12 protein-coding genes are annotated in these 13199 nt (G+C 59.2%); 6 read left to right on the top strand and 6 right to left on the bottom strand.

The annotated features are described in order from the left end of the window. Positions 1 to 109: 109 nt before the first annotated feature. The 3 genes from J3P90_RS04995 to J3P90_RS04985 all read left to right on the top strand — a co-directional run bounded on the left by J3P90_RS04995 (position 110) and on the right by J3P90_RS04985 (position 3046). Positions 110 to 1057 (top strand): ornithine cyclodeaminase family protein, encoded by a 948-nt coding sequence (locus J3P90_RS04995; RefSeq protein WP_434675908.1) that lies wholly within the window; start codon positions 110 to 112, stop codon positions 1055 to 1057. Between the two features lie 147 nt (positions 1058 to 1204). Continuing rightward, positions 1205 to 2332 (top strand): NAD(P)/FAD-dependent oxidoreductase, encoded by a 1128-nt coding sequence (locus J3P90_RS04990; RefSeq protein ID WP_434675907.1) that lies wholly within the window; start codon positions 1205 to 1207, stop codon positions 2330 to 2332. Positions 2333 to 2419: 87 nt separating this feature from the next. Then, a complete protein-coding gene (locus J3P90_RS04985) occupies positions 2420 to 3046 on the top strand; it encodes a helix-turn-helix transcriptional regulator (RefSeq protein ID WP_420765383.1) in 627 nt (208 codons plus the stop codon). Between the two features lie 127 nt (positions 3047 to 3173). Here the strand turns inward: J3P90_RS04985 and J3P90_RS04980 are convergent, their stop codons facing one another. The 6 genes from J3P90_RS04980 to J3P90_RS04955 form a co-directional block, all read right to left on the bottom strand. Continuing rightward, entirely contained in the window at positions 3174 to 3950 is a 777-nt protein-coding gene (locus tag J3P90_RS04980; protein WP_434675906.1) for an ABC transporter substrate-binding protein, read from the bottom strand. Between the two features lie 269 nt (positions 3951 to 4219). Then, positions 4220 to 4672 (bottom strand): molybdopterin synthase catalytic subunit MoaE, encoded by a 453-nt coding sequence (gene moaE / locus J3P90_RS04975; RefSeq protein WP_420765385.1) that lies wholly within the window; start codon positions 4670 to 4672, stop codon positions 4220 to 4222. 3 nt (positions 4673 to 4675) lie between these two features. Continuing rightward, entirely contained in the window at positions 4676 to 4918 is a 243-nt protein-coding gene (locus J3P90_RS04970; protein WP_420765386.1) for a MoaD/ThiS family protein, read from the bottom strand. Continuing rightward, positions 4915 to 5388, bottom strand: a complete 474-nt coding sequence (moaC, locus tag J3P90_RS04965; protein WP_434648847.1) for a cyclic pyranopterin monophosphate synthase MoaC — start codon at positions 5386 to 5388, stop codon at positions 4915 to 4917. Before moaC ends, J3P90_RS04970 begins: the two co-directional genes overlap by 4 nt. A 245-nt stretch (positions 5389 to 5633) precedes the next feature. Next, positions 5634 to 7028: a PhoH family protein gene (locus J3P90_RS04960; protein ID WP_030139644.1), complete on the bottom strand. Its 1395-nt coding sequence runs from the start codon at positions 7026 to 7028 to the stop codon at positions 5634 to 5636. 337 nt (positions 7029 to 7365) lie between these two features. Continuing rightward, positions 7366 to 8490, bottom strand: a complete 1125-nt coding sequence (locus tag J3P90_RS04955; RefSeq protein ID WP_434564142.1) for a polysaccharide deacetylase family protein — start codon at positions 8488 to 8490, stop codon at positions 7366 to 7368. A gap of 190 nt (positions 8491 to 8680) precedes the next feature. Here J3P90_RS04955 and yaaA point away from each other — a divergent pair, with 190 nt between their 5' ends. From yaaA to alg8, 3 genes are all read left to right on the top strand, one after another. Then, positions 8681 to 9460 (top strand): peroxide stress protein YaaA, encoded by a 780-nt coding sequence (yaaA, locus tag J3P90_RS04950; RefSeq protein ID WP_434675905.1) that lies wholly within the window; start codon positions 8681 to 8683, stop codon positions 9458 to 9460. Positions 9461 to 10268: 808 nt separating this feature from the next. Then, positions 10269 to 11585, top strand: a complete 1317-nt coding sequence (locus tag J3P90_RS04945; RefSeq protein WP_434607617.1) for a nucleotide sugar dehydrogenase — start codon at positions 10269 to 10271, stop codon at positions 11583 to 11585. Positions 11586 to 11685: 100 nt separating this feature from the next. Continuing rightward, on the top strand, positions 11686 to 13167 hold the full coding sequence (gene alg8, locus J3P90_RS04940; RefSeq protein WP_420765390.1) for a mannuronan synthase: 1482 nt from the start codon (positions 11686 to 11688) through the stop codon (positions 13165 to 13167). The last annotated feature ends 32 nt before the right edge of the window (positions 13168 to 13199 follow it).

The raw sequence follows: 13199 nt of genomic DNA, 5'->3' as shown, positions 1-13199 counted from the left end.
TCAGCGCAGCCAACACAGGCTGCGTTTTTTTTTGCCCGGGGATATTGCTCGGATAAACTAAAAGTCCATAATGGACAAATTAGTTTACTCGAGACACCCGGAGTCTACGATGACCAATACGCCTCATGTCATGACCCAAGCCCAGGCCCGAGAACTGCTCGGGCACGTCGATGTGCTGGCAGTCCTGCGCAAGCTGTTCCGCGATCTTGCGGCCGGGCAAGCGGTGCAGCCGCCCCAGCAAAGGGTGGTGTTTCCCGAGGGCGCCGGGGACTTCATCAACTTCCTCGGTGTGCTGGCTCAAGACCAGGTCTATGGGGTCAAGACCTCGCCCTACATCGTGCGCGAGCAAGGGCCACTCATCACCGCCTGGACTTTGCTGATGTCGATGCAGACCGGCCAGCCGTTGATGCTGTGCGATGCCGCCGAGCTGACGACCGTCCGCACCGCCGCCACCACCGCCGTCGCCATCGATGCCCTCGCCCCGCACAACGCCAGGCGCCTGGCGGTGATCGGCAGTGGCGCGCTGGCGCGCGCCCATGTGCAGTACGTCAAGGGACTGCGGGATTGGCAAGGCATCAGTCTCTATTCGCCAAGCCTCAAAGAGCGCTCAACCCAGGATCTCGCGCAAATCACCGGGCTCGACCCGCGCCTGCACATCGCCGATACACTTGAAGCCGCGTTGCACGACGTCGATGTGGTGATGCTCTGCACCTCGTCCGCCGTAGCGGTGCTAGACCCGCAGACCCTCGGCAAACCGACGTTGATCACATCCATCAGCACCAATGCCCCGCGCGCGCATGAAGTACCGCCCCAGAGCCTCAACGACATGGATGTGTTCTGCGACTATCGTCAGACCACTCCGGGCTCGGCTGGCGAGATGTTGATCGCCGCTGAACAGCATGGCTGGGAGCCTTCAAGCATTGTGGGTGACTTGCCCGATCTGCTGAGCGAACGTGCGGCGCGACCAAACTATGAGCGCCATGTGTTTTTCCGTTCCATTGGGTTGGGGCTGGAGGATGTTGCGCTGGCGAATGCGCTTTACCAACTTCTCGACTGACACACCCATTTTCCCTTGTGGGAGCGAGCCTGCTCGCGAAAGCGGTTTATCAGATAAATACGCGTGACTGACACACCGCTTTCGCGAGCAGGCTCGCTCCCACGGGTTCTCGGAAACTCCCGGCAATGTGCTCGACAGGAGAACTTTATGATCTCAGCAGACTTCATCATCATCGGCGGCGGCATCGCCGGTGCTTCCACCGGCTACTGGCTCGCACCCCACGGCCGGGTCATTGTGCTTGAACGCGAATCCCATCCGGCCTATCACTCCACCGGACGCTCGGCGGCGTTGTACACCGCAGCCTACGGCACCCCTCAGGTACGGGCATTGACCCAGGCCAGCCGGGATTTCTTCGACGCACCACCAGCCGGGTTCTGCGTACACCCGTTGCTCACCCCGCGCGGCGAAATGACGGTGGACTTCATCGGCGACCCGGCCGAGCTTGGTAACCAATACCTCAGCGCCAAGGCCACGGTGCCGCAAATGCAATTGCTCAGCGCCGAAGAGGCCTGCCTGCGCCTGCCGATCCTGCGACGGGAAAAAGTCCACGGCGCGATCTACGACCCCACGGCTTGCGATATCGATACCGATGCGCTGCACCAAGGCTATCTGCGCGGTATCCGTCGCAGCGGCGGTGAGGTACACACCGACAGCGAAGTGCTGGACTTGATCCGCGACGACCAAGGGCGATGGCAGGTCAGGACCGCCAGCCAGACGTTCTACGCGCCGGTGCTGATCAACGCGGCCGGCGCCTGGGCCGATCAAGTGGCCGAAATGGCCGGCGCGCGCAAGCTGGGCCTGCAACCCAAGCGGCGGGCGGCGTTCATTTTCGCTGGCCCCGAGGGTGTGGATATCCACGACTGGCCGATGCTGGTGAGCCTCGACGAATCTTTCTATATGAAGCCCGACGCTGGCATGTTTCTCGGCTCTCCGGCCAATGCCGACCCGGTCGAACCACACGACGTACAGCCCGAAGAGCTGGACATCGCCATGGGCATCTACCAGATCGAAGAGGCGACCACCCTGACCATTCGCCGTCCGACCCGCACCTGGGCCGGATTGCGTAGCTTCGTGCCTGACGGTGATCTGCTGGCCGGCTTCGACCCACAAGTGCCCGGCCTTTTCTGGGTCGCGGCCCAGGGGGGCTATGGCATCCAGACCTCCCCTGCCATGGGCCAGGCAAGCGCGGCACTGGCGCGCGGTGAACCACTGCCTGAGCCTTTGACCCGTTTCGGCCTGAACGCCGCGATGCTATCGCCCACTCGCCTGGGTTGACCTTCGGTGAGGTGACGCATCGCCACGATTGCGGCACACTCCCCCGCGCCCCTGTTCCACGGGGCGCTGACCGTCTGGAGTCCTGTCATGAATGCCCCGCAAGCCAATCCGACACTCGATAACTTCCGCACTATCGCCGATGCCATCGCCACACTGTTCTACCCCCACGCGGAAGTGGTGTTGCATGACCTGCGCACCCAGAAGGTCGACTACATCGCCAATAACCTGTCCAAGCGCGAAATCGGCGATGACTCGTCCCTGGAAGACATGCTCAGTGAGGACGTCAGCGAACGTAACATCGGGCCGTACGAAAAACTGAACTGGGACGGACAGAAGATTCGCAGCCTCAGCAGCGTCCTGCGCGATGCAAACGGTCATCCGCTGGCGGTGCTGTGCATCAACCTGAATATTTCGCTGTTCGAGAATGCCAAGGCCGCGCTGGATCTGTTCCTGTCGCCAGGCAAATTGATTCCCCAGCCGGATTCACTGTTTCGTGATGACTGGCAGGAGCGGATCAACACTTTCCTGCACGCCTGGATGCGCGAGCGTCAACTGAGCCTGAACCTGCTGACCCGCGACCACAAACGCGAGCTGGTGTTGGCGCTGCATGCCGAAGGCGCGTTCAAGGGCAAGAGCGCGTCCAACTATGTGGCCAATGTGCTGAACATGGGGCGGGCAACGGTGTACAAGCATCTGAAGGAATTGAAGGGCTGAGGTTTTGGGTTGCCTGGCCTGACGCCATCGCGAGCAAGCTCGCTCCCCCATTGAATCGCATTGCACACATATCTCGTGCACGACACAAATCCTCTGTGGGAGCGAGCCTGCTCGCGAAGGCTATCGATCAATCGCCGTAGATATCCGACTTGAAATACTTGGCCTGGATTTTCTGATACTCGCCACTGGCCCGAATCCCGTCGATGGCCTTGTTCAAATCCGCCACCAATTGGGTGTTGCCCTTGCGCACCGCAATCCCGGCGCCCTCGCCGACGTATTTCGGGTCCTTGAGCTCCGGCCCGACGAAGGCATAGCCCTTGCCACGAGGCATCGACAGGAAGTCTTCCAAAGGAATGGTGTCGGCAAAAATCGCATCCAGGCGACCCGACGCCAGGTCCATGTAGATTTCTTCGTTATTGCTGTAGCGCTTGACCGTAACGCCCTTGGGCTCAAAGACCTCCGTGGCGAAACGGTCCGTGGTGGTGGCGCGCTGCACGCCGACGGTCTTGCCCTTGAGGCTGGCGTACTGGTCATCGACCGACGCCCCTTCCTTCATGACCAGGCGCGATGAGGTGAAGTAATACTTGTTGGTAAAATCCACCGACTTCTTGCGCTCTTCGGTGATGGTCATGGACGACAGGGCCAAGTCGATCTTCTTCACTTTGAGCGACGGGATCAGCCCATCGAACTCACCCTCGACCCACTCGCACTTCACCTGCATCTGTGCGCACAAGGCATTGCCGATGTCGTAGTCAAACCCCTCGATTTTCCCCTCCGAGGTTTTCGAAGCAAACGGCGGATAAGCCGCCTCGATACCGATGCGCAAGGTTTTATCGGCGGCGAACAGGCTACTGGAGGCCAACAGACTCAAGGCCAGACCAGTGATGAGGGGGAGTTTCTTCATAATCGTTCTCTCGCGGGTTGTTGTTGGTTTGGCAGAGAAAGGCAGGTGCGACTGATTTTGTACTGATAAATCCATACTGGACTTTAATGTACACATCGTCAATTGGGGAAACAGGCGAAAGTGATGGGAGGCTACCGGCCTCGTCGCGAACAGGCTCGCTCCCACAGGGGGATCTGTGTCAGACACAAACATTGTGTGCAACGAAGCGCCACTGTGGGAGCGAGCTTGCTCGCGATGCGGGCATAAGTATTGCGAAGAAACGACGTGGACTACTGCTTCCAGCGATCCGCCGCCGCATGATCACTGTCCCGCCCTTCGACCCAGCGCGGGCCATCGACGGTGTTTTCTTTTTTCCAGAACGGCGCGCGGGTCTTGAGGTAGTCCATGACAAAGGCGCAGGCGTCGAACGCCGCCTGGCGGTGGGCGCTGGCGGCGCCGACAAAAACGATCGGCTCACCCGGCTCCAAGGCGCCGATGCGGTGCAGCACTTCAAGCTTGAGCAATGGCCAGCGCTGCTCGGCCTCGATGGCGATCTTGCCCAGCGCTTTCTCGGTCATGCCCGGATAATGCTCCAGGAACATCCCGGACACATCGAGGCCGTCATTGAAGTCGCGCACGTAGCCGACAAAACTGACCACAGCACCCACGCCGACATTGGCCGCGTGCATCGCGTTGACTTCGCTGCCCGGGTCGAACGGTTCCACCTGTACCCGAATCGCCATGGCTCAGCCTCCGGTCACGGTGGGAAAGAACGCCACCTCATCGCCGTCCGCCACTGGCTCGTCGAGTTGACAGAGATCTTCGTTGCGGGCACACATCAGGTTTTGCTCTTTCAGCACTTCGGCGCCGTCACGCTGCGCGAGCAAGGCGCGCACATCGTCAATCGTGGCGAAACCGCCTTCCACCTTAACCGAGTCCACGCCGAGCGCTTCGCGGTAGCGAGCAAAAAACTTCACAGTGATTTTCATGATGCATCCGCCTGGAAATGACCACTCTTGCCGCCAAGCTTTTCCAGCACCCGCACGCCTTCGATGGTCATGCCCCGGTCCACGGCTTTGCACATGTCATAAATAGTCAGCGCGGCGACGCTGGCGGCGGTGAGCGCTTCCATTTCCACTCCGGTCTGCCCCGACAGTTTGCAACGGGCAACGATACGTACCCGGTCCTCGCCTTCGGCATTGAGCTCGACCTTGACGCCGGTGAGCATCAGCGGGTGGCAGAGCGGAATCAGGTCGCTGGTTTTCTTCGCAGCCTGGATGCCGGCGATGCGGGCAACGGCAAACACGTCGCCCTTGGGATGGCCGCCACTGACGATCATCCGCAGGGTATCGGGCAGCATTCGCACAAAGGCTTCAGCCGTGGCTTCACGGAACGTCACGGCCTTGTCGGTCACGTCGACCATATTGGCGCGACCTTGGGAATCGAGATGAGTCAGCACAGGGTTACTCCTGATCAGGAGCGTCGATTGTAAACCCGTGGGTCAGATTCTGGCAGGGCTGATTGTCGTGCCCGTAATTTGCAGACACTGAGGATCCTTGGTGAGAGCGAGCCTGCTCGCGAAAGCGGTGCTTCAGATAAAAATATTTGGCTGGCACACCGCATTCGCGAGCAGGCTCGCTCCCACAGGGTTATGTGGTGCATGGAAGAACCGGGCGACGGTGGGGTCGCCCGGTTCGGCTGGTGTTACAGATGAGACTCAGCGTATTCGGCCAGGATCGAGCGCGGTACGCCTTGCAGGGTGATGTGGACCCCGTTGGGGAAGTCCTTGAAGCGTTCGGTCAGGTAGGTCAGCCCGGAGCTGGTCGCGGACAGGTATGGGGTGTCGATCTGTGCCAGGTTACCCAGGCACACCACTTTGGAACCGGCGCCGGCACGGGTGATGATGGTTTTCATCTGGTGCGGCGTCAGGTTCTGGCATTCGTCGATCAAGATCAGGCTTTGCTGGAAGCTGCGGCCTCGGATGTAGTTGAGGGATTTGAACTGCAACGGCACTTTGCTGAGGATGTAGTCGACGCTGCCATGGGTGCTTTCGTCATCCATGTGCAAGGCTTCGAGGTTGTCGGTAATCGCGCCCAGCCACGGCTCCATTTTTTCCGCTTCGGTGCCGGGCAAAAAGCCAATCTCCTGGTCCAGGCCCTGCACGCTGCGGGTGGCGATGATGCGCCGGTAACGCTTGCTGACCATGGTCTGCTCGATAGCAGCGGCCAGGGCCAGGATGGTCTTGCCGGAACCAGCCGCACCGGACAGGTTGACCAGGTGGATATCCGGATCGAGCAAGGCGAACAGCGCCAGGCTCTGGTAGATGTCACGAGGCTTGAGGCCCCACGCCTCCTGATGCAACAAGGGTTCCTGATGCAAGTCGAGGATCAGCAGTTTGTCGACCTGGATTTCCTTGATCCAGCCGACGAAGCCTTGTTCGTCGATGATGAATTCGTTGATATGCACCGCCGGCAGATTGTCGATCAATTGCACCTGGTGCCACGTGCGGCCATGGTCCTGGCGGGTCTCGACCTTGCTCACGCGGTCCCAGAAGGAGCCGGTCATCGTGTGGTAGCCGTTGGGCAGCAGCGACACGTCGTCGACCAGCTGGTCGGTGCTGTAGTCCTCGGCCGCGATCCCGCAGGCGCGGGCCTTGAGGCGCATGTTGATGTCTTTGGTCACCAGCACCACGGCCTGATCCTTGTTGCGCGCGTGCAGGTCGATCAATTGGTTGATGATGATGTTGTCGTTAAGGTGTTCAGGCAGCACCAGGTTGGGTTCGGTGCGCTTGCTCATCAGGATCGAGAGCAGGCCCTTGGGGCCGCTTTTGCCACGTTGGATCGGTACGCCGAGTTCGACGTCCTCGGGAGAGGCGTCCCCCAGGGTCTTGTCGATCAGGCGAATCGCCTGGCGACATTCGGCCGCCACGCTGTGATGCCCACTCTTGAGCTTGTCCAGCTCTTCAAGGACGGTCATCGGGAGGGCTACGTGGTGTTCTTCGAAGTTCAGGAGCGCGTTTGGATCGTGGATCAATACGTTGGTATCGAGTACATAGAGGATTGGCTGGTTGGAGGAAGGGCTACGTCCGTGGTCATCCATACTCGGTCACCTATGTGGGGGCCATTCGACGCAATACCGTGACAGTGCTGCGCCTCGAGGTAGCCACCGAATTCACCCGCGAGGATTCAGGTGAACTGCACACAATCTGGGTCTTGGAAGACGCCACCTGTGTTGCAGGTTTCGGCGGTCTGACTTCTTGATACTCCAAAACACATGACAGGAAAAAGCACTTTGACGCTTTTTTGAAGTTTATTTTTCAGAGTGACGAATAACCCTTGGCGTACCGCTGTCGCACCGTTAAAGTCGGAAGTCGGGTCGCACCGAATGCATGCCAAAAAACCCGCCCCGCCCAATGTTTCCGGGCCTTTCCCATCTTTCAGCGAAACGCGTCCTGACATTCCTCCCAGCCGATCCCGCTCTGCGCCGTTTGCGCTACGAGCCAGGGCAGTGCGATTTTCACCGCATCCTGCTTGGCGTTGAAGTTGATCACGCCATGGCGCCACAACAGCATCAAGGTCAGCGCCCGCTGGGCACTCTGTTCGGGCTTGAGGCGGTTGGTGCTGTCCTGAGGATCGATATCCCACAGCGCCACTTGCAGGCCCTGTGCCTGGAAGAATGATTGCGCATCGCCCCGGCGTTGGCCTTGGGGCGGGCGGAACAGCGGCACGAAATTCTCCGGCAGCTTGCCCTTGACCAGGTCGACACTGCGCCGCACCGAGTCTTGCCAATCCTGCCAATAGCTGTGAGAGCGAAACTCCCAGCCCTGCACACCGACGCATTGTCTGGAATAGAGGCTCTGCAGATCATTGACCGAGCGATCCGCCAGCCGCGCCTGGATATCCTTGCCGAGTACGAAGAACGTACCGTTCATGTTCGATTTTCGCAGGTATTCGGTCAGCCACGGGGTGTTATCCGGCGCGATATTGGCCCCGCTGTCGAAGGTCAGCAAGAACAGCCGGTCGTTCATCTGTTCGCCGTTGCGCTCGTAATCGCCGAAACGCTCGATTTCACTGCTGACCTGGGGAAACAGCGCCGCCTTGCGCAACAACTCGTCCCGATAGTGGGTGTGGAAGGTCCGGCTCGGCTCGGCCCACTTGATGTAGTAGGAATTATCATCGAGTTGGAACCTGCCCGCTTCTTCTCGCAGGGTCGCCATGTTTTCCACCAGATAGCAGAAGGAGGCATCCAATTCACAGCTTCGCTGGGCAAAGTTGTAACTCGATAGCAGACGCTGCCACAGCCGTGTGCGCAGCGCGTCGACCGCCGCCATATTGACCGAGCGCAGCCCAAGGTACTGCTTGAGCGCCACTTCATCCATGGCATCGACGTCCAGCAATACCCGGGCGAACATCAGGATCTCGGCGCGCGAGGCAACATCGAACAGCGTCGGATTGGTGAGTTGCTCAGGCCAGGTGCTGCGGTCCAAGGTGGCGACGTCGTTGGGTGCGGCGATCGCAGCGAAACTCAACAACCAGGCCGACAATAGAAGGGCGATACGCAAAGGGGATGTCTCCATAACGAAACCCGCGCGGCATGATAGCTGATCCTTCTTGGAGAACCTGCCTTTGTGGCGAGGGAGCTTGCTTGCTCGCCACAAAGGCACCACCACCATCCATCCCCTATCACCCCAATAGCTGGAGTCCACCCGGACAACCCCCTAGAATCGCCGCACCCTCAAAGGAGACGTCTGCATGCTGATGGTGATTTCCCCCGCCAAGACCCTCGATTTCGAAACACCGCCGGCCATCGAGCGCTTCACCCTGCCGCAATACCTTGACCACTCCCAGGAGCTGGTCGAGCAACTACGCGAACTTTCGCCGGCCCAGATCAGCGAACTGATGCACGTTTCCGATAAGATCGGCGGCCTCAACGCAGCACGGTTCGGCAGTTGGAACCCGGCGTTCACCCCCGCCAACGCCAAACAGGCATTGCTGGCCTTCAAAGGCGACGTCTATACCGGCCTCGATGCGCAAAGCCTCGGTGACGCCGATTTCGATTTCGCCCAACAGCACCTGCGCATGCTGTCCGGTTTATATGGCCTGCTGCGCCCCCTGGACCTGATGCAACCTTATCGCTTGGAGATGGGCACGAAACTGGCCAATGCCCGGGGCAAGGATCTTTACGCCTTCTGGGGCACCCGCATCAGCGAATGGTTGAACGAAGCCTTGGCCGAACAGGGTGACGACGTGTTGTTGAACCTGGCCTCCAATGAATACTTCTCGGCGGTTAAACGCAGTGCCCTGAAGGCACGGGTGATCGATACCGAATTCAAGGACCTCAAGAACGGCCAGTACAAGATCATCAGCTTCTACGCGAAAAAAGCCCGGGGCCTGATGAGCCGATTTGTCATCGAACAACGCATTAATAATCCCACTGCACTAAGGGAGTTTGATGTGCAGGGTTATCGCTACAACCCCGAACAATCCACCCCGGAAAAACTGGTCTTCTTGCGCGACCACGCCCCGCAATAACGCAATACCTCTTTCAGGCCCCGATAAGGGGCCTCGATCACTTCGCTAGATGTCATCCCGATTCCCCTCCCTACTTGCCACTATCTTGGCGCCAATAAAACAAACACACACCGCGCTAACTTTTCTTTCACTCGACAAATGTCAGATTTTTCCGTAGTGGCACGGAAATTTTTCATCAGTAGTGGCACAAAACTATCTACCCCCCTCAACTCCCCGAAACTAAAGGCTAAAAACGCGAGTGCTATCACTATGAGGGCAGTGCCATCTAGGCAGATATTTCGAAAAATTTCGAAAATGGCGATGAGCGGATCGGAACTATGTCAAAACGCACGGCTCATACCACCCGTAACGATTCTCGCCGAGGATGTACGAGATAACTTACGTGGCACGTCGTCCGGAGTAACAGAGTTGTAACGACAACTTAGCGAAACGGTCGTCTAATTGGATCCACCCTGAAGGACGGGAGATAATGCACCATTAGTATCCCCTACAAGGCCAAGGCCGCGCCCCTATTAACGTGCTCCCCCGAGCACACAAGCTTCTGATTTTGTGGGCTTTTTGCCAGGAGTCTGAAGTGAAGGATCTTTTGCACCGACGTCCCGCCAACGAGGACTGGCTGCATAACAGGGCAGGTCATAACAACTAGGCCGCTTTGCGCACAACTTGAGTGCAATTATTTAGACACTCGGAACTTTGTATGCCTGCACACGGCACTGTGGCGCCTGCATTCCACACTTCCGAGTGCACGATGACCGCTGAACACTATTAACTCCGGCCATTTAATGGCGTGAAAACAGAGGTAAATGCGATGCGCATTAGCATATTTGGTTTGGGTTACGTCGGTGCAGTATGTGCCGGTTGCCTGTCTGCACGGGGCCATGACGTAGTTGGCGTAGATGTCGCCAAAGACAAAATCGACATGATCAACGCGGGTAAATCCCCGATCGTTGAACCGGGTCTTGGCGAGCTGTTGGCGCAAGGCATTCAAACAGGTCGGTTGCGTGGTACTACCAACTTCGCCGAAGCAATTCGTGATACCGATCTGTCGATGATTTGCGTCGGCACGCCAAGTAAGAAGAATGGCGACCTGGAACTGAACTACATCGAAGCAGTGTGCCGTGAAATCGGTTTTGTACTGCGCGAGAAAACCACCCGCCATACCATCGTGGTCCGCAGTACCGTACTGCCAGGCACCGTGGCCAACGTCGTTATCCCGATCCTCGAAGATTGCTCCGGCAAGAAAGCCGGCGTTGATTTCGGCGTTGCGGTCAACCCTGAGTTCCTGCGCGAAAGCACCGCGATCAAGGATTACGACCAGCCGCCAATGACCGTCATCGGCGAGTTCGACAAAGCCTCGGGCGACGTCCTGCAATCGCTGTACGAAGAACTCGATGCGCCGATCATCCGCAAGGACATCGCCGTCGCCGAGATGATCAAGTACACCTGCAACGTGTGGCACGCCACCAAGGTCACCTTCGCCAACGAGATCGGCAACATCGCCAAGGCTGTCGGCGTCGATGGCCGTGAAGTAATGGACGTGGTCTGCCAGGACAAGGCCCTGAACCTGTCCCAGTACTACATGCGCCCAGGCTTCGCCTTCGGCGGCTCGTGCCTGCCCAAGGACGTGCGCGCCCTGACCTACCGTGCAGGCTCCCTGGACGTGGAAGCACCGCTGCTGAACTCGCTGATGCGCAGCAACGAATCCCAGGTTCAGAACGCATTCAACATCGTATCCAGCCATGACAAGCGCAAAGTCGCCCTGCTGGGCCTGAGCTTCAAGGCCGGCACCGATGACCTGCGTGAGAGCCCGCTGGTAGAGCTGGCGGAAATGCTGATCGGCAAGGGCTACGACCTGCGCATCTACGACAGCAACGTCGAATACGCCCGTGTCCACGGTGCGAACAAGGATTACATCGAGTCGAAGATCCCTCACGTCTCGTCCTTGCTCAACTCCGACTTCGACGCGGTGATCGACAGCTCCGACATCATCATCCTCGGCAACCGCGACGAGAAGTTCCGCGCGCTGACCGAGAACGTACCGGAAGGCAAGCAGGTCATCGACCTGGTTGGGTTCATGTCCAAGGCCACCTCTGCGAATGGCCGGACCGAAGGCATCTGCTGGTAAGTCTGTTAGCCGGCCGGGGCTCGCCCCGGCCGGCCTTTCGCCTGCCTTAACCCATCGGGCCGCCCCCAGGGCCCGCCCGAGATAGAGACGGATGCAGATTATGCACAGGCTAAAGCACGGCCTGCTTCAGGCCGCCGGTTGGCTGTTTTACTTGAGTTTACTGATGGGCATCGCCACGGCGTTGCCCACGTCCACGTTCGACGCCGAATCCAAGGACTTCATCTTCCTGATCGGCGCCGTGGGCATTTGGCGTTACTCCATGGGAGCAACGCATTTCGTGCGCGGCATGATCTTCCTGTACATCGTCTACCCACACCTGCGCCGCAAGGTTCGCAAGTTGGGCAAGGCGGCGGACCCGTCCCATGTGTACCTGATGGTGACCAGCTTTCGCATCGATGCGCTGACCACCGCCCAGGTCTATGGCTCGGTAATTCGCGAAGCCATCGAGTGCGGGCTGCCCACCACCGTGGTCTGCTCCATCGTGGAAATGTCCGACGAGTTGCTGGTCAAGAGCCTCTGGGCCCGCATGAACCCGCCCGAGCACGTCAAGCTAGACTTCGTGCGCATCCCTGGCACCGGCAAGCGTGACGGTCTGGCCTACGGCTTTCGCGCCATCTCCCGCCACCTGCCGGACGATCGCGCGGTGGTCGCGGTGATCGATGGCGACACCGTCCTCGCCGAGGGCGTGGTGCGCAAGACCGTGCCGTGGTTCCAACTGTTCGGCAATGTCGGCGGCCTGACCACCAACGAATATTGCGAAGTACGCGGCGGCTACATCATGAGCGAGTGGCACAAGCTGCGTTTCGCCCAGCGTCACATCAACATGTGCTCCATGGCCCTGTCCAAGCGCGTGTTGACCATGACCGGACGCATGTCCGTATTCCGCGCGACCGTGGTCACCAACCCGGACTTCATCGCCGACGTGGAAAGCGACTCGCTGCAACACTGGCGCCTGGGCCGCTTCAAGTTCCTCACCGGCGATGACAAATCGAGTTGGTTCAGCCTGATGCGCCTGGGCTACGACACGTTCTACGTGCCAGACGCGGCCATCAACACGGTTGAGCATCCGCCGGAAAAAAGCTTCATCAAGGCGAGTCGCAAGTTGATGTTCCGTTGGTACGGCAACAACCTGCGGCAGAACTCCCGGGCCCTGGGCCTGGGTCTGCGGCGTCTGGGCCTGTTCACGTCGGTGGTGCTGTTCGACCAGCGCGTCTCGATGTGGACTTCGCTGCTGGGCTTGACCGTGGCGATCATCGCCAGCATCAAGTACGGCACCGCGTTCATCCTGGTGTACCTGCTGTGGATCGGCATCACGCGGCTGCTACTGACCCTGTTGCTGTCGTGCTCCGGACACCGGATCGGCCCGGCCTACCCGGCGATTCTCTATTACAACCAGATCGTCGGCGCGATGGTGAAGATCTATGTGTTCTTCCGCCTCGATCAACAGTCCTGGACCCGCCAGCCCACCCACCTGACCCGTGATCTCGCCAGCTTTCAACGTTGGTTCAACACCTGGTCGTCTCGGACCATGACCTTCTCCGCCGGCAGCATCTTTGTCGCCGTGCTGCTGACGATGGTCTGACCGAACTTGCCTGAATTAACTAGGAAATCGCC

The sequence above is a fragment of the Pseudomonas sp. D3-10 genome (genome assembly GCF_051132175.1).
In the GTDB taxonomy this organism is placed as follows: Bacteria; Pseudomonadota; Gammaproteobacteria; order Pseudomonadales; family Pseudomonadaceae; genus Aquipseudomonas.
The sequence above is the reverse complement of the archived record's forward strand: the minus strand, read 5'-3'. Positions and strand labels throughout refer to the sequence as shown.

Bases quoted from the DNA above. Each gene is read 5' to 3' on its own strand.
- J3P90_RS04945 (WP_434607617.1), top strand. From the start codon at position 10,269: ATGCGCATTAGCATATTTGGTTTGGGTTACGTCGGTGCAGTATGTGCC.
- J3P90_RS04960 (WP_030139644.1), bottom strand. From the start codon at position 7,028: ATGGATGACCACGGACGTAGCCCTTCCTCCAACCAGCCAATCCTCTAT.
- J3P90_RS04970 (WP_420765386.1), bottom strand. From the start codon at position 4,918: ATGAAAATCACTGTGAAGTTTTTTGCTCGCTACCGCGAAGCGCTCGGC.
- J3P90_RS04990 (WP_434675907.1), top strand. From the start codon at position 1,205: ATGATCTCAGCAGACTTCATCATCATCGGCGGCGGCATCGCCGGTGCT.
- moaE (WP_420765385.1), bottom strand. From the start codon at position 4,672: ATGGCGATTCGGGTACAGGTGGAACCGTTCGACCCGGGCAGCGAAGTC.
- J3P90_RS04985 (WP_420765383.1), top strand. From the start codon at position 2,420: ATGAATGCCCCGCAAGCCAATCCGACACTCGATAACTTCCGCACTATC.
- alg8 (WP_420765390.1), top strand. From the start codon at position 11,686: ATGCACAGGCTAAAGCACGGCCTGCTTCAGGCCGCCGGTTGGCTGTTT.
- J3P90_RS04995 (WP_434675908.1), top strand. From the start codon at position 110: ATGACCAATACGCCTCATGTCATGACCCAAGCCCAGGCCCGAGAACTG.
- J3P90_RS04980 (WP_434675906.1), bottom strand. From the start codon at position 3,950: ATGAAGAAACTCCCCCTCATCACTGGTCTGGCCTTGAGTCTGTTGGCC.
- yaaA (WP_434675905.1), top strand. From the start codon at position 8,681: ATGCTGATGGTGATTTCCCCCGCCAAGACCCTCGATTTCGAAACACCG.